The following is a 19417-nucleotide window of genomic DNA, read 5'->3' as shown; positions in this document are numbered from 1 at the left end:
GGGCTAGCCGACCACCCTTGAGAAACTCCCATTGCTTCTTTATTATAACACAATTCTGTCCATTTAGTCGAACGCATGTTCTATTTTAAGTAAATTGATTCTTCTTTCCTATTTTTTCAAATCTTTTTCCTCTGCAGATTTTCTTTGAAGATACCCATAAAGAAAACCCATCTCCTGATTAAGCAAATACTCCATTTCCTCCAGCTGCTGCTCAGCAATTAACTGAGGATTCTCTCCCCATTCCACGCTATGGATAAAATAATAATTTCTTATTCTTTTAAAAATAATGATTGCTTCTGGAAAGCAGTCAAAGAACCCCTTTACCTGATTTCTCCTCATATAACTCCATCTAATCAGTTCCATGATATCAGCCTTTTTAATACTCCTTTACCCTGAAAAACATGGATTCATGTTCTAAATGCAAAAAACTGCCGAAAATGGCAGTTTTGAAATTATTCTTTAAGCCTTGGCTTGGCCGGGTCACATTTCGGCTTTTCAGACTGAGTAGACTCGGCAAGCTTTGAGAGGTAATAGCATTCTTCACGGTACATATGATCAGCCATTAAAGCTGCAAATGTTCCCAATGCCTCTTTGCTTAATTCAAGTTCCTCGATTTCATTGAGGAAGTTCATAAACAGAGACATTTCCAGCGTAACATCGCTGTTAAACTTTTGCAGGGCGGGGAATGATTCAACATTCGTCCGAAGGAAGCCGGACATTTCTACGGCCTTTAAATAAAATGCTTCAAAATCCTTTGTATAACCATCACTGATTTTCTTAATTTTCTTCTCAACACGTTCCATATTGTCCGATATGGCACCTGCATGGCCAGCTGCATCCAGAAGCCAGATTAAATGGTGATGGAGCTCATGAAATACAGGCGGGGCTTCCCCCTTTTTTAAATATTGAAGGACAAGCATATATTCCTCAAGCTCATTGACCATATGGTTAATAAATACCGGGCCAAGATGAATGGATATTTTTCCTATCAACTGACGTTCAATCAGGTTCAATTTAAATTCCCGCAGCTTCTTAGCTTCCTGTTCCGCCCTCCGGCTCAATTGCTCCAGATTATCAACTTCAACCCTTCCCAGGAGCCCATCAAAAGTTTGTATAAAATAATTTGCCCGTTCAATGCTGTCTTTTTCATTTGGTGATAATGAATCATGAATAAAGCGTGCATGATCACCCAAAACCTGCAGCCAAAACCCGTGTTCAAATCTTGCAGCATTTTCAAATCCAGCAGCCAAATATATCTCCCCTTTCAACATACTCATAAGAACATATCAAAAACCAGCTGGAATTATGCCTAAACACTGACTTCAATTATCACAACTTAGTTTTTGAGAGAAAGGGTGGGCAATTGAAAAGAATGTAGACTATAGCGGCTTTTCCATCATAACTTGGCCAACCTTCTTTTCGAATCCCAGTTTACGTAATGCTACTGATGCGGGATTGGAAACAGAAATGTTTACTGCAGTGAAATCAATAGAATCATCTCCATCCAGGAACAAATGGCGAAGAATTCTTTCTGTCATTTTTTCATAGTCATTTTCATTACTGAACCTTAACTGATAAATAATGATGCGGTCTGTGCGTCCTCCCGCTTCCAGTATTCTTTTGTATAAAATATAGCCAACCGCGTTCCCGTCGTCATTTAATAGCACAGCAGCTTCTCCGTGTTTTGCGCTTTGCCACTGGCATTGCCAGGCAGCTTTGCTGTCATAAATGCTAAGTGACTGCAGCTGTTCAGGATATAACTTTTTTATGGCAAAAGGCTTTTCCTTTAATGAATTCAGTTCTTTATGTGTAAGCTTCTTGTTTAAATAAAGCAAATGATCAGTGATCACATAGCCGGCTTTTTTGTACAGCTTAATCGCTCTTTCATTTTCTTCAATTGCTTCAAGGACAGCTGTGTGTGCTTTTTCAGCTTTATAGATGCTAATTACCTCTTCCATCATAGCTGCAGAAAGACCTCTGCCCCTGAATTCAGGTGCGATTCCAGTGCCTCCGTTCCAGGCTATTTTTCTGCCGTTAATCTCCCGAAATCCATTCATTATGATTCCACAAGGTTCTCCGTGCATAAATACAACAATCGACTTTTCAGGAGAAAGACCCTCAGATATCATTCGATTAACAAATGCCTGAAGATCCATCTTAATGGGAACTATATAGCCTTCAAAACCTTTGTTCCAGGCTGTCAGCGCCTCCTCCAGGGTACACTGGGAAAGTCTTTTTATTTTCATAGCCGCTCTCCTTCATGTTTTTAAATTTTTGATTGTTATTTATGTTTGTTCCCTCTTTTAATTACAATGATAATGGCCATGTTATTACACCTCCGCTTTAAATAGACCAGATAGTTTATTTACTGCCAAAAAATTATATAGACTTATGAGTTTATTTTAATTAAAGCATTTATTTTCAGTTTTTTCAATCTATTTTTAAGAGGATTCTTTAAAAATAAAAGCCGATACATCAAGTACCGGCTTTGGTTCATACATTATTTATTTGCAGGCTTTTTCATGATTCCAATAAGGACAGCGGACAACAGAGCACCTGCTATTATTCCTGCAAGGTAAATTCCCCATGGTCCATCGACTAGAGGGACGACAAAGACTCCGCCGTGCGGTGCCCTTAATCCGATTCCAGCCATCATTGAAATGGCACCTGCCAAGGCAGAACCTGCCATGATGGATGGGATAACACGCAATGGGTCTGCTGCTGCGAAAGGAATCGCACCTTCTGTAATAAACGAAAATCCCATTATATAGTTTGCTTTTCCTGCATCCTGTTCCTGTTTAGTAAATCTATTTTTAAATAAAGTTGTGGCAAGTGCGATGGCAAGTGGCGGTACCATACCTGCCGCCATGATGGCGGCCATTGGTTCATATACTCCATTTGCAAGAAGCCCTGTACCAAAAACATATGCCGATTTATTAACCGGGCCGCCCATATCAAATGCCATCATCAGACCAAGGACTGCTCCTAGCAGGACAGCATTTCCAGTGCCAAGTCCTGAAAGCCACTCGGTGATAGCCGAATTTAATGCGCCAACTGGTTTGTTGACAACATAAAGCATCAGAAATCCTGTGACAGCAATTCCAAAGAGCGGATAGAGCAAAATCGTTTTAATTCCTTCAAGTGATGAAGGCAGGCCGGCAAATACCTTTTTCAAACCAACTACTACATAACCTGCAAGGAAGCCGGCAATAATGCCGCCAAGAAATCCTGCGCCTCCAGATGCTGCCAGCATTCCCCCAACTGCACCTGCAGCAAATCCTGGGCGATCAGCAATACTCATGGCAATGAATGCTGCAAGGATTGGAACGATTAACCCAAATGCATTTCCTCCGCCAATGGTCATCAGTGCTTCTGCGATAGGATGGTATGACGGATCATTAGGATCTGCTGCTTTATATCCGAACATAAAGGAAATGGCAATCAGGATCCCGCCGCCCACAACAAATGGAAGCATGTTGGATACACCATTCATTAAGTGCTTATAAATTCCGGCTTTTTGTTCTTTTTGATTCCCAGCAGACCCGCTGCTGTCCGCACTTCCGCCCTTGTATATAGGGGCATCCTGATTAAGAGCTTTTTCAATAAGCTCCTGAGGTTTCCGGATGCCATCAGCAACTGCCGTTTCAAGGACATGCTTCCCGCTAAATCGCTCCATTTCAACCTTAGTATCTGCTGCAACGATAATTGCTGCTGCATTTGCGATTTCCTTTGGTGTCAGAACGTTCTTAGCACCGCTTGAGCCATTGGTTTCAACTTTAATTTCGACGCCCATTTCAGCTGCCTTGGCCTTTAGTGAATCAGCTGCCATATACGTATGGGCAATTCCTGTTGGGCAAGCTGTTACGGCCACAACAAATCGTTTGCTGTCTGCAATATCCTGGACTTCCTCTTCTTCTGTCCCATCATAGCTGTCAATGATTTCAATTACTTGATCCGCCGAAGCAGCATGCTGAAGTTTTTTGCGTGCTTCCTCGTTCATTAATATCGATGAAAGCCTGGATAGAGCTTCCAGATGTGTATTATTTGCTCCTTCCGGGGCTGCAATCATAAAGAATAAGTGTGCTGGCTGACCGTCAAGCGATTCGTAATTTACGCCTTCTTCTGATTTGCCGAACGCAATAGCAGGTTCTTTGACCGCACCCGTTTTGGCATGGGGAATGGCAATTCCATCACCTATGCCTGTTGTGCTTTGTTCTTCCCTTTTTAAGATTGCATTCTTGAAGGCATCTCGGTCATGAAGCTTTCCAGCTGCATCCAGCTTGTTTACCAATCCATTTATAGCATCCATTTTGCCTGTTCCGCTCAATGAGAGCAGAATCGTATCTCTTGTCAGTAATTCTGTAATTCTCATCCTAAATCTCCCCTTTTAGGCTGACTTTTTCAATCGAAACCTGTGAAAGCAATTCCTCCGCTTTTTCCTTTGTGCAAAGGCCAAGCGAAAAAGCCGTAGCGCTTCCGGAAGCAACACTGTATTGAAAAGCCTTTTCTATATTTTTGTTTTTTTCATAAGCTGCAAGAAAACCGGCTACCATGGAATCTCCGGCACCAACTGAACTTTCTACTTTTCCTTTTGGAACGCTTGAAATGTATGCAGCATCAGCAGATATTAAGACTGCTCCCTTGCCTGCTAATGAAATAATTACATTCTGCGCGCCCATTTTAACAAGTTTCTGTCCAAATGGGATGACTTCTTCAGCGGAAGTGAATTCTCTGCTGAATATTTCACCCAATTCATGGTGATTGGGCTTTATTAAAAATGGTTTGTACGGAAGGACCTTTTTCAATAGTTCTCCCTCTGCGTCCACCACAAAAGCAGCTCCATTTTCTGAACAGATTTTCACCAGCTCTTCATAAGTTGTTTCAGGCAAGGTTGATGGAATACTGCCTGCAAGGACAAGCAAATCTTCCTCTGATAGGCTGCGGATCTTATTTTTAAGATCCTCGAAATGCCCCCCTGAAATGGCCGGCCCTTTGGCATTGACTTCTGTTTCCGTCTCTGTCTTTATCTTTACATTGATTCTTGTGTCACCATCAACTTGTACAAAGTCAGTTTGGATATTCTCCTTATTTAAGCAATCAACAATATATTCTCCTGTAAAACCGCCTGCAAAGCCAATGGCCTTGCTTTCAACATCCATTCTTTTCAGCACTCTCGAAACATTAATCCCTTTTCCTCCAGGGAACTTTGTATCATGATGCATGCGGTTAAGACCTCCGACTATCAATTCATCCAATTCTACGATGTAATCCACTGACGGATTTAGCGTCAATGTGTGTATCATGCTGTCACGACCTTTATTGTAGTTTTGCTGCTATAAGTCTCCTTCTGATCCTCATTCAGCTCATTTGTAATAATTGCTGCTGTATGCAAATCGGCAATCTTGGCAAACGCGATTTCTGAAAACTTCGTATCATCGGCAAGCACGAATGCCTCCCTTGAAAGCGAAATGGCCATTTGCTTAACCATAGCCTCATCCTGATCCGGTGTAGTGTAGCCGAATTGAGGATGGATACCGTTAACCCCCATAAAGCATTTATCAAATCGATAATTTTCCAGGCTGGCCAATGCCCCTCTGCCGATGATCGCTTTTGTCTGTTCCTTGGCAAATCCGCCGATTAAAAATGTTTTTATATTACGTTCCAGCAATGCTTGAATATGCATTAATCCATTCGTCACAACCACAATTTCTTTTGCGGGCAAAAAGGGAATCATTTCAGTTACTGTGGAGCCCGCATCCAAATAGATGGAATCCCCTCTTCAACAAGGTTTGATGCATATTGGGCAATTTGGCGCTTTTGCTGAAGGTTTTTGGATGATTTTTCAGACATGCTGGGTTCCTGCAGCTTGCCCTGAAGCCTGGCTGCACCTCCATGAATTCTTTTAAGGTACTTTCCTTCCTCAAGCTGGGTAAGGTCTCTTCTGATTGTTGATTCCGATGTTTCTGTCATGTCAACGAGATCCTGAATTTTCACTACACCTTTCTCTTTTATAAGCTGCAGTATCAATTTATGGCGCTCTGGTGTTAACAAAACATCACCTCCCTGGGTGTCTTGTTCTTCTTGATAACATCATACTGAAAACGATTGCAAAAATCAATCATTTTCATTCAAAATAAATCAAAACCAATCATACATTGGCCGTTTTTGATTGTTTGTAGAAAATTTATTCTTTTGGTTAGAATATTTTAAATATATTAAAATAATAGTTTGCTCTCTATGATTTATTATGCTAGAATCTAAAATAACAATATATAGTTTCTTCTAACAACTAACGCTACTATATATTGTTTTAATTTAAGAATTTACTTGGTCCAAGGGTCTCTTTTTTGAACCGCTTTCTTATGGAAAGCGGCCTTTTTTTGTTTTAGGAAAAAAATCACATTTTCTCCATAACAAAAAGAGCACTACACTAAGGTAATGCCCTTCTCTAAGATTATTTAACTTCATAATTTAACAGATCTTCAATTTTTCCGTCCTCATTATGCAGAATGGCCATTGTGCCTGCATCCTCAGCCATGCGCTTTGCTTCCTCAACAGCATCTGACTGTGAATCTGAAGTGTACTCAGGCTCGTCTTGACCTTCCTTTTTGACTGCCCACCCTTCTTCATCGTGCGGTACTACATGGAATCTCGCTTCATCTGTTCCTGCCCGGTCCTTGAAATATTGTTTCTGTTCGCCACTATGAATGTTGTTATTATTTCTTTCCATGTTTATACCTCCTTATATTGTATGGACATCATCTATTTGATGAGCAGTATCACTTTACCCTTAATCCCTAGATAAAAACTTTATTCAAAATGATATATGTAAACCATTTTTTATTTTTAGTTGACATAAAGCGACTGCTGCTATTATTCTAAATTGTATAAATATAAATCTAGCAGGAGGCTTTTTATGAAGACAGGTTTGAGGACAATTGATTTAACATTGGCTGGTATGTTTGTTGCCCTGATGGCGGTTGGGGCAAACATCACTTCATTTGTGCCATTTTTGGTTATCGGAGGAGTGCCCATTACTTTACAGACCTTTTTTGCCATTATGGCAGGGACTATTTTAGGAAGCCGGTTGGGGGCTATTACAATGGCTGTCTATGCTTTCGTCGGGCTTGCAGGCGCCCCGGTCTTTTCAAAATTCGGCGGCGGTTTTGCTTCATTACTAAACCCGACTTTCGGTTTTATCCTTTCGTTCATTCTAACAGCATATGTCACCGGGAAAATAATTGAAAAGAAAAAATCAGTCCCAGTATATATAACAGCAGCTCTAATTGGAATGGCGATTAATTATCTATTCGGGACAAATTGGATGTACCTGGCTTATAAACTCTGGTTTACAGCACCTGAAGGATTTACCTATCAAATGGCATGGCTTTGGATGGCGGTCCCTCTTCCAAAGGACATTATTCTCTCTGTATTTGCCGGGTTAATGGCCTATCGACTGGAGCATAGAGTATTTGCCCGCAGCCAGTTCAGAAAAATGAACCGGGCAGCTTAACTAATAGTATTAAGGAGGATATATATGGATTATCGAAGATTAGCTCATAATGTATTGGAAGGACATGAATTGACAGACTCGGAGGCAATGTCCATATTAAATTGCCCTGATGATGAGCTTCTGGATTTATTGCACAGTGCCTACAAAATCCGTCACCATCATTATGGGAATAGAGTTAAATTAAACATGATTATCAATACAAAATCCGGTTTATGCCCTGAGAACTGCGGCTATTGTTCACAGTCCAGCATCTCTACTGCACCAATTGAAAAATCCCGGATGATGGATAAGTACTCTATCTTACAGGGAGCTGAACAGGCGCATCAGCTTAATGTTGGAACATACTGTATCGTTGCAAGCGGCAGGGGCCCAAGCAACAAAGAGCTAAATGAAGTTGTATCTGCTGTTAAAGAGATTAAGGATCACTACAATATGAAGGTCTGCGCCTGCCTTGGACTCCTGAAGCCTGAACAGGCTTTGAAGCTGAAGGAAGCCGGAGTGGACCGCTACAATCACAATATTAATACATCTGAAAATCATCATGAGAGCATTACTACATCCCATACATATCGGGACAGAGTCAATACTGTCCAATTAATAAAGGAGGCAGGCATCTCACCATGCTCCGGTGTTATCATCGGCATGAAGGAAACCAAAGAAGATGTCATAGCTATGGCACGAAGCTTAAAAGTACTTGATGCCGACTCCATTCCGGTTAATTTTCTTCATGCCATTGATGGGACGCCATTAGAAGGAACAGATGAGCTGAACCCCCGCTATTGCCTGAAAGTGCTTTGTCTCATGCGTTTTATCAATCCATCAAAGGAAATCAGAATATCCGGTGGCAGAGAAGTGAATCTCAGGAGCCTGCAGCCGCTTGGTTTATATCCGGCCAACTCCATTTTCGTAGGAGATTACTTAACTACTGCCGGTCAGGAAAGCACAGCAGATCACAAAATGCTGAAGGATTTGGGGTTTGAGATTGATTATACAGCTGGAGAGCCGGTATTCTCCTGATCAAAAAAGATTCTGCGCCCAAGCAGAATCTTTTTTATCTTTTCTATAATTCGTCAAACCCATTATCTATTTGAACTTTTGTATATTGCCGTGATTTTTGCTCGAAAAAATCGGACTTCCCGTGATCAACCTCCTCATAGGCCACTATCCAGCGGAGAGGATTGGTCCTATAGCCTACAAACGGCCGTTCATATCCCAGCTGGTTGCATCGGACATTAGCATAAAATTTGATATAGGCTTCAATGTCAGACAGCAGGATGCCTTCAGTTTTGCTGCCGATCACCTCGCGGGCCCATTCAATCTCCAGTTCAGCTGCTCTTTTAAAAGTCTCCTGGACGAATTCACTTAATTCATTAGAATTAAGCACCGGATTTTCCTTAAGGATTTCTTTGAAAATTTTAACAAACAAATCTACATGGATTTGTTCATCCCGGTTGATGTAATTAATCATTGTTGAGGTGGAAACCATCTTTTGATTTCTTGCCAGGTGATAAAAGAATGCAAAGCCTGAATAAAAGAAAAGCCCCTCCAATACGACATCAAACACAATCGATTTCAGCAGGTTCTCCGCACTTGGATTCTCTGCAAAATCTTTATATCCGTTCACAACAAATTCATTTCTTTCAGCTAATACAGGTTCTGTCCGCCAGAATTCAAAAACCTCATCCTGTTTTTGTTTGGGAACTAGGCTTGATAGAACATAGGAATAAGAATGATTATGAATCACCTCCTGCTGTGCAAGTATGATCATGAGTGCTGATATGCTTGAATCGGTAATATAATCAGCAACTTTACCGGCATAATCGGTTTGGATGCTGTCGAGCAATGCAAGCAGCCCAATAATTTTCAAAAATGCATCTTGTTCACTTTTCGTTAAATCCGGAAATTGCTTAATGTCCTGTGACATGTTTATTTCAAAGGGTGTCCAAAAGTTAGCAAGCATTTTTTTATACTTTGGATAGGCCCATGAGAAGCGGACATCATCCCAATTAAGAATATTGGAGCATTCGCCGTTGATGATTGAAGTTGATTTATTAGGCGCCGATTGATTAATAATTGGGCGTTTTTTTAGAGTATTCATAAATGGCCTCCTTTAGCTTGAGCAAGATTCGCAGTCTTCAACCTCTGATGAAGTTGAACGGATATAGTAAGTTGTTTTTAATTTATTCTTCCATGCTGAAAGATGCAGATTTAAAAGATCGATAGCTTTAATATGGTTAGGTATATAGAAATTAAATGAAATAGCCTGATCTATATGCTTTTGTCTGTTAGCATTCTGCCTGAGGCTCCACTCCTGGTTAATATGATAGGCAGATTTGTAGTACCAGATGGTCTCACTGTTAATATCAGGAGCTGTAACAGGGATTCGATAATCTTTTTTCTCTTCGGAATACTGCTTGTTAAATATAGGATCAATACTCGGTGTGCTTCCTGCAATTAATGCAGTAGATGCATTAGGGGCAACCGCCATCATATAGGCGTTTCGGACGCCGAATTCCTTTACCTCCCTGCTCAATCCTGTCCAGTCCATTTCTGTCTTTGCCCCCATATATCCCCGCTTTTCAAAGTAGGCACCCGTTTCCCAATCAGAGCCTTTAAAGGCTGTATAGCTTCCTTTTTCTTTTGCCAGATTCATAGAACTTTTTATCGCTAAAAAAGCAATTTGTTCATATAGATTGTTAGCGAATTCTTCTGCTTCTTCGCTTTCCCAAGTGATTTTTTTCAGTGCAAGAAGGTGGTGCCAGCCAAAAGTCCCCAATCCGATCGCACGGTACTTTTGATTTGTGATCTGCCCCTGAGGAACAGGAATTCTATTTATATCAATAACGTTATCAAGCATTCGCACCTGAATAGGCACAAGCCTTTCAAGAATTCCTTCACTTAAGGCCCGTGCAAGATTGATGGATGAAAGATTGCAAACAACGAAGTCTCCCGGCTGTTTTTCGATAATAATTCTCCCATTTCTTGTATATTCTTCAACCCTCTTAGTAACACTTTGGTTTTGTACGATTTCAGTGCAAAGGTTGGTACAATAAATCATTCCGCAATGCGAATTGGCATTTTTCCGATTAACCTCATCCCGGTAGAACATGAATGGTGTCCCGGTTTCAAGCTGACTTCTCATGATGGATTTCATAATCTCAATAGCAGATACTTTTTCCCTTGATAGATTCGGGTTATCAATGCATTCTTTATATTTCTGGCGGAAAGAACCTTCGCCCTCTCCTTCGTCAAAAAAATCCTCCAGTGAAAAGCCCATTACCTTGCGGACTTCATGGGGATCAAATAAATACCAATACCCGCGGCTTTCCACTTTTTCCATAAATAAATCAGGAATGCAGACACCTGTGAATAAATCATGTGTTCGCTGCCTTTCATCTCCATTATTAAGCTTTGCATCAAGAAACGAGAAGATATCTTTATGCCAGACATCCAGATAGACACTTATAGCACCCTGCCTTTGTCCAAGCTGGTCAACACTGACCGCTGTGTTATTCAGCTGTTTCATCCAGGGAATCACGCCTGAAGATGCCCCCTTAAATCCTTTAATATCACTGCCTCTGCTGCGGATTTTCCCTAAATATACTCCAATTCCTCCACCGCTTTTGGAAAGAGATGCAATATCAGTATTACTGTCATAAATGGAATCAAGACTGTCATCAACGGTTTCAATGAAACAGCTTGAAAGCTGACCCCAATTTTTCCCGGCATTAGCGAGTGTTGGAGTTGCAACAGTCATATACAATCCGCTCATTGCCCAGTAAGCTTCTTTAACAAGCTTAAGACGCTTATCCTTTAGCTCCTTTTTCATCAGAACCATACTGATGATCATGAACCGCTCCTGTGGAAGCTCATAGAGTTTTCTCTGTTTGTCCCTGGCCAGATACCGATCTGCCAGCATCTTCAGCCCCAAATATGTAAATAAACGGTCATTTTCTTTTTTAATAAAATGGGACAGCTCATTTATCTCATCCTTTGAATACACATCTAATAAATCTTGTTCATAAATTCCTAAAGAGGTCAGACGTTCAATTAGCGTATAAAAATGTGTGTAGCAGTCATCCGGCCCGCATTCTCTGTTTTTTCCGGACTCGATATAGAGCTTTTTAAGAAGCAGACGTGAAGCGGCATACGTCCAATCAGGCTCTTCAATGCTGATAAATGATAAACAATCCAGTATTAGCTGGTCATACATGGCCTCTCCTCCCAGCTGACTCATTTCTTCATACCTTTTTAACATTTGTTCAAAGCCAAGCTGTGGGAATTCAGTCTTAAGTTCTTCTAAAATTTTAATCGGCTGTATAGTTTGGACCATCTTACTTCCTCCTAAAGGCAAAATAAAAATCCGCCCGGAAAATGAGCGGATCAAACGATAGTATAATAGCAGGAAGCAGAGAAACAAACGGCCATTACGCGATCGTTTCATCATCTCAATCCCCGAAGATAAGAAACTTTCGATCGCCCTGGCAGGTCTCCTGGCTTGTGCTTCACTCTACTAAAAGCCCTTCCCATACTAGCGCCATAAAGCGTTTTGTACAGTGGCATGCTTTTTTCGTCTGCACTTACAGTTGCGGGGACAGCTTCGGTTTTTCACCGAATTCCCTATTAAGTCCATATAGGACACCAATCACGATCTATATGTAGTTTTCACTATTAAAAATCCATACTATATATTGTAGAAGATTCTATCATATCGAGAAATAAATTACAATTATAAATCAGTGAAAAACGGGCAGAGGGGATTCCCCTCTGCCCGGTCATTTTTTATTCATGATTTTCAATTTCAATATCATGTGGTACCTGCTCTGGCTTAGCCCAGAAAGAATCATATGCCGCATAACCAGCCATTATAAGCACCAGGTAAGCAATCGCTGCACCTGCCCATTTCTTCATTTAAATTTGCCCCTTCCAATTAAACGTTTTTTTCACTTACTTTTACTCTTTGTAATCTAAGTGCGTTTAAAACGACAGATACGGAGCTGAAAGCCATTGCTGCACCGGCAAGCCAGGGAGCAAGGAACCCTAATGCAGCTACTGGGATGCCAAGGGTATTGTAGGCAAATGCCCAGAAAAGATTTTGTTTGATATTTCTTATGGTTTTTTTACTCATTAGAATGGCGTCTGCGATACTATTTAGATCCCCTCTCATTAGAGTAATATCTGCTGCTTCCATCGCAACGTCTGTACCGGTTCCAATCGCCATTCCTATATCAGCAACAGCGAGTGCAGGGGCATCGTTTATGCCATCGCCGACCATGGCGACTTTTTTACCCTGGTTTTGAAGTTTTTTTACTTCTTCTGCCTTGCCTTCAGGCAGAACTTCTGCAATTGCAGAGTCTATCCCCACTTCCTCAGCTATTGCCTGAGCCGTACGTTTGTTATCTCCCGTTATCATAATGACTTCAATTCCCAATTGCTTTAAGCGATTGATTGCATTTCTGGATGTTTCTTTTATCGTATCCGCCACTGCAACGATACCCGCATATTTGCCATCGACTGCAACTAGCATGGCCGTTTTTCCATTTTCCTCAAGTGTCTCCATTTCCAGCTTGGCTGAATGGACATTTATATCGTATTTTTCCATTAATCTTCTTGTACCGACCAGGAGGTTTTTGCCTTCCACTTTTGCTTTAATCCCATATCCGGGAATAGCTTCAAATTCCTGCGGATTAAATAGAGTGATTCCTTTATCCTTTATTCCTTTTACAATCGCTTCGGCCAATGGATGCTCAGACTGCTTCTCAGCTGATCCAACAAGCTGAAGAAATGCACTTTCTTCAACATTGCCTTCCGTAATCACATCCGTTAAAACCGGTTTGCCATGTGTTACGGTGCCGGTTTTATCAAGAACGACAGTAGTGATTTCATGTGTAAGCTCCAGGTGCTCCCCGCCTTTAAAAAGAACCCCATATTCCGCTGCACGGCCTGAACCAGCCATTATAGAAGTTGGCGTAGCGAGACCCAGGGCACATGGACATGCAATCACCAGGACGGCAATCAATTTTTCAAGTGCTTCTGCAAAATTACCGGGACTTACCCATATATACCATACCAGGAATGTAACCACGGCTATACTCACAACAATCGGAACGAATATCCCGGAGATTTTATCTGCCATCCGCTGTATGGGCGCTTTGGAACCTTGTGCTTCTTCCACTACTTTAATAATCCGTGACAGTGCCGTATCCTTGCCAACTTTAGTGGCTTTAATTTTCAGGAAGCCATTTTTATTAAGGGTGGATCCAATGACTGTGTCTCCAGCTGTTTTATCAACAGGTACGCTTTCTCCCGTCAGCATGGATTCATCCAATGCAGACTGTCCCTCGATAATCTCACCATCAACCGGTATTTTTTCACCCGGCTTTACATATATGATATCTCCAGCAATAACTTCTTCCAGGGGAATTTCAATTTCTTCCCCTTCCCTTAAGACAGTTGCTGTTTTTACCTGAAGACCCATAAGCTTTTTGATTGCTTCAGAAGAACGCCCCTTAGCCCTCGCTTCAAACAGCTTGCCTAAAATGATTAATGTTATTAGAATGGCACTTGTTTCATAATAGAGCTCCACCATATGCCTGTTGCTGCCAAGTGATAATAAAGATTGGTATAAGCTGTAGAAAAACGCTGCCGAAGTACCCAGTGCCACCAGCACATCCATATTGGCGCTTTTATTTTTCAATGCCTTATACGCCCCAACATAAAATTGTTTTCCTATGAAAAATTGCACGGGAGCTGCAAGCGCCAGCTGCACCCACGGATTCATAAACATATCGGGAACGTAAATAAAAGATGTAAACTCGAAATGTCCCACCATGGACCAGAACAAAGGGATGGAAAGAATTAATGAGAAGATGAACTTGCCTTTTTGCTTCTCGATTTCCCTTTCCCTGTAACCTTCTGTCTCTTGGTCTTTATCGGTTTTTACTTTTGCCTGATACCCCAAATTCTCTACTTTCTTTATCATATCCTGGACGGAGACTTGCTCGGGATTATATTCAACAGTCCCCGTTTCAAGAGCCAAATTGACCACAGCATGTTTTACCCCAGGAAGTTTATTAAGTCCCTTTTCAATACGAGATGAACAGGCTGCGCATGTCATCCCCAGCAATTCGAACTCTGCTTTCTCCGATACTACTGCATAACCGAGATCCTCAATTTTTTTCTCAAAAGCTTCAACAGAAATTACTTCCGGATTATATTTTATCGCTGCTTTTTCCAATGCAAGATTGACACTTGCTTCCTGGACACCATCCAGCTTATTTAGCCCCTTCTCAATTCGAGATGAACAGGCTGCACACGTCATTCCCGATATCGGAAGGTGAACCTCCTTCAGGGCTGCACCACCCATAATTCCCACTCCTTTATTAAACAAAGTACTTTACATTTATATACTATACCCACCTACCCTATATGTCAATCAAATATAAGTAGGCAAATTTCTTAGTTTGTAAAAAAGAGAACGTGCATCTTATTCACACGTTCCTTCCGGGTTAGATTACTTCACATCATAGCCTTGATCGTCAATTGTTTCTTTGATTTGTTCAAGTGAAACTGCAGAGGAGTCATAATGAACCTGCACTTGGCCATTATCAAGGTCCACTGCTACCTTATCCACACCATTTAATTTGCCGACACTGCCTTCAACAGCTTTTACACAATGTCCGCATGACATTCCGCTTACTTTCAAAGTTACGTTTTCCATAATAATGAAGCCTCCCATTATTTTTTCATTAATTTCTGGATTGTGACTAAAAATTCATCAAGCACTTCTTCATCGCCTTCGTGGATTCTTTCAACCACACAGCTTTTCAAATGGCCTTCAAGCAATAGCTTGGCTACGCTATTCAAAGCGGACTGAGTTGCCGAAATTTGTGTTATGATATCATCACAATACACGTCTCTGTCAATAAGTCCTTTGATCCCGCGTATTTGCCCTTCAATTCGGTTTAATCGGGTAGTCAAATTCTTCTTAACTTTTTCTGAATGATGACTTTTTCGGTCCGATTCAATCGAACAGCAGCTGTCAGCAGATAAATCCTCGTTTTCTAAATCAAAAGCCATTTGATCAGCCTCCTTGGTCTAATTATATTATACCCCGGTACCCTATGTAAAGTACTAAGTTCAAAAATTTACGGTTTTATAAGTATAATTTCCCTTTCATGTTATTGAAAATCTCTGTTTATACTAACGGAAACACTTTAAAAAGGAGGTCAATGATGTGGATAGACGGCATGAAAATTTAGAAGACACTGGCAAAGATTTGTATGGAATTGATAAAGAAATTAGCCTGCAGTCGGTAAATTTTGCTTCTGCTGAGAATAAGTACTTAAATGAACGAGCAGAAACTGATTCCAATCAGGATATATAGACGAAAAGCCGCCAATCCTGGCGGCTTAATGTCATATTATAATTCAGTCAGTTCTCCAATTTCCACCTCGGACCTTTCTTCAAGCGGGCCGCGTAAATGTACTGTCGCTGTTCTCCCATCTTCACTAAGCTTATCGATCCACACTGAAGCATTATTGTATCTTACTTCGATATCTGCTGATGATGAAAGAATTTGCTTCACTCGCTTTGCATCCATAAGAAACACTCTCCTCTACTTTTTTCAGTTTATTTTTTGCATGGTTGAGAAATTTATGCCTGCTTTGTCAGTAAAGTTGTTTTATTGGGCAATACATTCTGTTTGCAAAAACTGCTGCTTGCTAAGGATTAAATAGTTGTCCTATCCTTCCAATACACTGAATACACTTTGTACAAACAGGTTTTGGCAGTTAGGGGTTGTACACTTATGAGCATATTTTTAGGATATGTTTTCTTGGGTCTTACGCTTGCAGCACCAATTGGTCCAATAAATGCTGCGCAATTGGATAAAGGAATAAAAAATGGTTTTTTCCACGCCTGGCTTGTGGGCCTGGGGGCTATAACAGCAGATGCAGTGTATATGGCAGCCGTTTATATGGGTGTAGTACATTTTATTGAGATCCCATTAATAAAAGCTTTTTTATGGTGCTTTGGATTTTTTGTTCTGGTATATACAGGGGTGGAAACCATATTAAGCGCCGGCAAAGTAATATCAAGCCTGAGAACGAAAAATGAATCTAAAGTAAAATCCTTCATGTCAGGCTTTCTCATGTCCTTGTCAAATCCTTTAACGATACTGTTTTGGCTCGGCATCTATGGTTCCATCCTGGCAAAAACAGCAGCTGAGTATGACAAGGCCCATGTTATTTTATACAGCGGAGCGATTTTTACAGGTCTTCTTCTCTGGGATGTAACTATGGCAGCCGTCGCCAGCAGCTTTAGAAGATTTTTAACCGGAAAAATTCTCGCTATTATTTCAGTTTTATCTGGAGTATCCTTGATTGGATTTGGTATATATTTTGGATTGCAGGCGTATAAGTTTTTGTTTTAAATACATATTTCCATCCATTCGGACTAGGTGGAGAAAATTCATGGTTGCATGACAGTATAAAATAAAAATCTTTAAGTGTGTTTCAGTTAATTTGGTATTTCTGGCAAGTTCGGAGATTTATCTAACATGTTTTGGAGTTTATCTATCACGTTTTTGGGTTTTATCTAACATGTTTTGGAGTTTATCTAGCAGGTTTTGGAGTTTATCTTACATTTTGAACAATCCGTCTTTACGGAGACGAAATCGACTATGAAAACAGAGGGCGAGATGAGAAATGATGCATATAATTTGATTCTGGCACATATAGCGTGAAAGTGACGCATTTTGTGCCAAAGTGAAGCATATGCTGACCGAAGTGACGCATATCTGCATTTTCCAATAAAAAGAAGAGTCCAACTGATTCAGATACCTATTTTTACACATAAAAAAGAGCACCCATCAGGTGCTCTTTCATTTGCCCGGCAGCGTCCTACTCTCACAGGGGGACAGCCCCCAACTACCATCGGCGCTGAGAAGCTTAACTTCCGTGTTCGGTATGGGAACGGGTGTGACCTTCTCGCTGTCGTCACCGGACTATGTAATTGAAGAAACTTCGTTCCCTCAAAACTAGATAATGTATGAAGTAGAATTTGCCGAGTATTCACCAATATGACTTGTCTAGCTTCGGCTCCTAACTTCTCGGCCGTTTCGATCCGTCCCTCCAAATCCCAAAACCAGGATTTGAATGGCCAGCTCTCCAACGTCTCTCGAAGTTGAACAGTCGCCTTCGCTTTTCGTTTTGGTTAAGTCCTCGATCGATTAGTATCAGTCAGCTCCACATGTCGCCACGCTTCCACCTCTGACCTATCAACCTGATCATCTTTCAGGGATCTTACTAGCTTGACGCTATGGGAAATCTCATCTCGAGGGGGGCTTCATGCTTAGATGCTTTCAGCACTTATCCCTTCCGCACATAGCTACCCAGCGATGCCTTTGGCAAGACAACTGGTACACCAGCGGTGCGTCCATCCCGGTCCTCTCGTACTAAGGACAGCTCCTCTCAAATTTCCTGCGCCCACGACGGATAGGGACCGAACTGTCTCACGACGTTCTGAACCCAGCTCGCGTACCGCTTTAATGGGCGAACAGCCCAACCCTTGGGACCGACTACAGCCCCAGGATGCGATGAGCCGACATCGAGGTGCCAAACCTCCCCGTCGATGTGGACTCTTGGGGGAGATAAGCCTGTTATCCCCGGGGTAGCTTTTATCCGTTGAGCGATGGCCCTTCCATGCGGAACCACCGGATCACTAAGCCCGACTTTCGTCCCTGCTCGACTTGTAGGTCTCGCAGTCAAGCTCCCTTGTGCCTTTACACTCTGCGAATGATTTCCAACCATTCTGAGGGAACCTTTGGGCGCCTCCGTTACTTTTTAGGAGGCGACCGCCCCAGTCAAACTGCCCACCTGACACTGTCTCCCGCCCCGATCAGGGGCGCGGGTTAGAATTTCAATACAGCCAGGGTAGTATCCCACCGACGCCTCCACCGAAGCTAGCGCTCCGGCTTCTCAGGCTCCTACCTATCCTGTACAAGCTGTACCAAAATTCAATATCAGGCTACAGTAAAGCTCCACGGGGTCTTTCCGTCCTGTCGCGGGTAACCTGCATCTTCACAGGTACTATAATTTCACCGAGTCTCTCGTTGAGACAGTGCCCAGATCGTTACGCCTTTCGTGCGGGTCGGAACTTACCCGACAAGGAATTTCGCTACCTTAGGACCGTTATAGTTACGGCCGCCGTTTACTGGGGCTTCGATTCAAAGCTTCGCTTGCGCTAACCTCTCCTCTTAACCTTCCAGCACCGGGCAGGCGTCAGCCCCTATACTTCGCCTTGCGGCTTCGCAGAGACCTGTGTTTTTGCTAAACAGTCGCCTGGGCCTATTCACTGCGGCTCATCAGGGCTATTCACCCTAATGAGCACCCCTTCTCCCGAAGTTACGGGGTCATTTTGCCGAGTTCCTTAACGAGAGTTCTCTCGCTCACCTTAGGATTCTCTCCTCGCCTACCTGTGTCGGTTTGCGGTACGGGCACCTTTTCCCTCGCTAGAGGCTTTTCTTGGCAGTGTGGAATCAGGAACTTCGGTACTAAATTTCCCTCGCCGTCACAGCTCAGCCTGTATGGTAACGGGATTTGCCTCGTTACCGGCCTAACTGCTTGGACGCGCTAATCCAGCAGCGCGCTTACCCTATCCTCCTGCGTCCCCCCATTGCTCAAACGGTAAAGAGGTGGTACAGGAATATCAACCTGTTGTCCATCGCCTACGCTTTTCAGCCTCGGCTTAGGTCCCGACTAACCCTGAGCGGACGAGCCTTCCTCAGGAAACCTTAGGCATTCGGTGGATGGGATTCTCACCCATCTTTCGCTACTCATACCGGCATTCTCACTTCTAAGCGCTCCACCAGTCCTTGCGGTCTGGCTTCAACGCCCTTAGAAC

Annotated in this window: 17 protein-coding genes, 2 rRNA genes, 1 pseudogene and 1 riboswitch (1 of these 21 cut by a window edge); of the genes and pseudogenes, 4 read left to right on the top strand and 16 right to left on the bottom strand. The window is 42.2% G+C overall.

Annotated elements, in window-relative coordinates:
• Positions 1-108: 108 nt before the first annotated feature.
• The 7 genes and pseudogenes from LLY41_RS08995 to LLY41_RS08965 all read right to left on the bottom strand — a co-directional run bounded on the left by LLY41_RS08995 (position 109) and on the right by LLY41_RS08965 (position 6730).
• Positions 109-339 carry a hypothetical protein gene (locus tag LLY41_RS08995; RefSeq protein ID WP_095245318.1) on the bottom strand — a complete coding sequence of 77 codons (231 nt, stop codon included), beginning with the start codon at positions 337-339 and terminating at the stop codon, positions 109-111.
• A gap of 113 nt (positions 340-452) precedes the next feature.
• A complete protein-coding gene (locus tag LLY41_RS08990) occupies positions 453-1250 on the bottom strand; it encodes a DUF2935 domain-containing protein (RefSeq protein WP_370460284.1) in 798 nt (265 codons plus the stop codon).
• A gap of 129 nt (positions 1251-1379) precedes the next feature.
• Complete coding sequence (locus LLY41_RS08985; RefSeq protein ID WP_304587587.1) at positions 1380-2246, bottom strand: GNAT family N-acetyltransferase; 867 nt, start codon at positions 2244-2246, stop codon at positions 1380-1382.
• A gap of 254 nt (positions 2247-2500) precedes the next feature.
• Positions 2501-4372, bottom strand: coding sequence for a PTS fructose transporter subunit IIABC (locus LLY41_RS08980; protein ID WP_304587585.1), 1872 nt, complete (start codon positions 4370-4372; stop codon positions 2501-2503).
• A 1-nt stretch (position 4373) separates the two neighbouring features.
• The gene (gene pfkB / locus LLY41_RS08975; RefSeq protein ID WP_304587584.1) at positions 4374-5303 is read right to left on the bottom strand and encodes a 1-phosphofructokinase; all 930 of its coding nucleotides are present in this window, start codon (positions 5301-5303) and stop codon (positions 4374-4376) included.
• Positions 5300-6051 (bottom strand): annotated as a pseudogene (locus tag LLY41_RS08970) (DeoR/GlpR family DNA-binding transcription regulator). Before LLY41_RS08970 ends, pfkB begins: the two are co-directional and overlap by 4 nt.
• A gap of 403 nt (positions 6052-6454) precedes the next feature.
• On the bottom strand, positions 6455-6730 hold the full coding sequence (locus LLY41_RS08965; RefSeq protein ID WP_304587582.1) for a DUF2188 domain-containing protein: 276 nt from the start codon (positions 6728-6730) through the stop codon (positions 6455-6457).
• A gap of 186 nt (positions 6731-6916) precedes the next feature.
• On the opposite strand from LLY41_RS08965, the gene LLY41_RS08960 reads away from it, so the two are divergent.
• On the top strand, positions 6917-7513 hold the full coding sequence (locus LLY41_RS08960) for a biotin transporter BioY (protein WP_304587580.1): 597 nt from the start codon (positions 6917-6919) through the stop codon (positions 7511-7513).
• 24 nt (positions 7514-7537) lie between these two features.
• Positions 7538-8530, top strand: a complete 993-nt coding sequence (bioB, locus tag LLY41_RS08955; RefSeq protein ID WP_304587579.1) for a biotin synthase BioB — start codon at positions 7538-7540, stop codon at positions 8528-8530.
• Between the two features lie 43 nt (positions 8531-8573).
• Here bioB and LLY41_RS08950 read toward each other — a convergent pair whose 3' ends face one another.
• The 6 genes from LLY41_RS08950 to LLY41_RS08925 form a co-directional block, all read right to left on the bottom strand.
• On the bottom strand, positions 8574-9611 hold the full coding sequence (locus tag LLY41_RS08950) for a ribonucleotide-diphosphate reductase subunit beta (protein ID WP_304587577.1): 1038 nt from the start codon (positions 9609-9611) through the stop codon (positions 8574-8576).
• 12 nt (positions 9612-9623) lie between these two features.
• Positions 9624-11846: a ribonucleoside-diphosphate reductase subunit alpha gene (locus tag LLY41_RS08945; protein WP_304587575.1), complete on the bottom strand. Its 2223-nt coding sequence runs from the start codon at positions 11844-11846 to the stop codon at positions 9624-9626.
• A 134-nt stretch (positions 11847-11980) separates the two neighbouring features.
• A riboswitch (cobalamin riboswitch) is annotated at positions 11981-12174 on the bottom strand.
• A gap of 121 nt (positions 12175-12295) precedes the next feature.
• Entirely contained in the window at positions 12296-12424 is a 129-nt protein-coding gene (locus LLY41_RS08940) for a hypothetical protein (protein WP_304587573.1), read from the bottom strand.
• Positions 12425-12443: 19 nt separating this feature from the next.
• Positions 12444-14879 (bottom strand): heavy metal translocating P-type ATPase, encoded by a 2436-nt coding sequence (locus LLY41_RS08935; RefSeq protein WP_304587572.1) that lies wholly within the window; start codon positions 14877-14879, stop codon positions 12444-12446.
• A gap of 147 nt (positions 14880-15026) precedes the next feature.
• Positions 15027-15233 (bottom strand): copper chaperone CopZ, encoded by a 207-nt coding sequence (gene copZ, locus LLY41_RS08930; protein WP_304587570.1) that lies wholly within the window; start codon positions 15231-15233, stop codon positions 15027-15029.
• Between the two features lie 17 nt (positions 15234-15250).
• A complete protein-coding gene (locus LLY41_RS08925; RefSeq protein ID WP_304587569.1) occupies positions 15251-15592 on the bottom strand; it encodes a metal-sensitive transcriptional regulator in 342 nt (113 codons plus the stop codon).
• Positions 15593-15749: 157 nt separating this feature from the next.
• Between LLY41_RS08925 and LLY41_RS08920 the strand changes: the two genes are divergently transcribed.
• On the top strand, positions 15750-15899 hold the full coding sequence (locus tag LLY41_RS08920; RefSeq protein ID WP_179289062.1) for a hypothetical protein: 150 nt from the start codon (positions 15750-15752) through the stop codon (positions 15897-15899).
• Positions 15900-15935: 36 nt separating this feature from the next.
• Here LLY41_RS08920 and LLY41_RS08915 read toward each other — a convergent pair whose 3' ends face one another.
• The gene (locus LLY41_RS08915; protein WP_095245294.1) at positions 15936-16115 is read right to left on the bottom strand and encodes an H-type small acid-soluble spore protein; all 180 of its coding nucleotides are present in this window, start codon (positions 16113-16115) and stop codon (positions 15936-15938) included.
• A 207-nt stretch (positions 16116-16322) separates the two neighbouring features.
• Here LLY41_RS08915 and LLY41_RS08910 point away from each other — a divergent pair, with 207 nt between their 5' ends.
• Entirely contained in the window at positions 16323-16946 is a 624-nt protein-coding gene (locus LLY41_RS08910; RefSeq protein WP_095245293.1) for a LysE family transporter, read from the top strand.
• Positions 16947-17402: 456 nt separating this feature from the next.
• Here the strand turns inward: LLY41_RS08910 and rrf are convergent.
• Both rrf and LLY41_RS08900 read right to left on the bottom strand, forming a co-directional pair.
• Positions 17403-17519 (bottom strand): 5S ribosomal RNA (gene rrf, locus LLY41_RS08905).
• Between the two features lie 205 nt (positions 17520-17724).
• Positions 17725-19417: ribosomal RNA gene (locus LLY41_RS08900) — 23S ribosomal RNA — on the bottom strand (it continues 1242 nt past the right edge of the window).

This window comes from Cytobacillus firmus (assembly GCF_023612095.1).
Lineage (GTDB): Bacteria > Bacillota > Bacilli > Bacillales > Cytobacillaceae > Cytobacillus.
Note: the sequence above shows the minus strand (reverse complement) of the source record. Positions and strands in the feature narration are given on the sequence as shown.

Bases quoted from the DNA above. Each gene is read 5' to 3' on its own strand.
- LLY41_RS08935 (WP_304587572.1), bottom strand. From the start codon at position 14,879: ATGGGTGGTGCAGCCCTGAAGGAGGTTCACCTTCCGATATCGGGAATG.
- LLY41_RS08985 (WP_304587587.1), bottom strand. From the start codon at position 2,246: ATGAAAATAAAAAGACTTTCCCAGTGTACCCTGGAGGAGGCGCTGACA.
- LLY41_RS08950 (WP_304587577.1), bottom strand. From the start codon at position 9,611: ATGAATACTCTAAAAAAACGCCCAATTATTAATCAATCGGCGCCTAAT.
- LLY41_RS08915 (WP_095245294.1), bottom strand. From the start codon at position 16,115: ATGGATGCAAAGCGAGTGAAGCAAATTCTTTCATCATCAGCAGATATC.
- LLY41_RS08945 (WP_304587575.1), bottom strand. From the start codon at position 11,846: ATGGTCCAAACTATACAGCCGATTAAAATTTTAGAAGAACTTAAGACT.
- LLY41_RS08960 (WP_304587580.1), top strand. From the start codon at position 6,917: ATGAAGACAGGTTTGAGGACAATTGATTTAACATTGGCTGGTATGTTT.
- LLY41_RS08980 (WP_304587585.1), bottom strand. From the start codon at position 4,372: ATGAGAATTACAGAATTACTGACAAGAGATACGATTCTGCTCTCATTG.
- bioB (WP_304587579.1), top strand. From the start codon at position 7,538: ATGGATTATCGAAGATTAGCTCATAATGTATTGGAAGGACATGAATTG.
- LLY41_RS08995 (WP_095245318.1), bottom strand. From the start codon at position 339: ATGAGGAGAAATCAGGTAAAGGGGTTCTTTGACTGCTTTCCAGAAGCA.
- LLY41_RS08925 (WP_304587569.1), bottom strand. From the start codon at position 15,592: ATGGCTTTTGATTTAGAAAACGAGGATTTATCTGCTGACAGCTGCTGT.
- LLY41_RS08940 (WP_304587573.1), bottom strand. From the start codon at position 12,424: ATGAAGAAATGGGCAGGTGCAGCGATTGCTTACCTGGTGCTTATAATG.
- LLY41_RS08910 (WP_095245293.1), top strand. From the start codon at position 16,323: ATGAGCATATTTTTAGGATATGTTTTCTTGGGTCTTACGCTTGCAGCA.
- pfkB (WP_304587584.1), bottom strand. From the start codon at position 5,303: ATGATACACACATTGACGCTAAATCCGTCAGTGGATTACATCGTAGAA.
- copZ (WP_304587570.1), bottom strand. From the start codon at position 15,233: ATGGAAAACGTAACTTTGAAAGTAAGCGGAATGTCATGCGGACATTGT.
- LLY41_RS08965 (WP_304587582.1), bottom strand. From the start codon at position 6,730: ATGGAAAGAAATAATAACAACATTCATAGTGGCGAACAGAAACAATAT.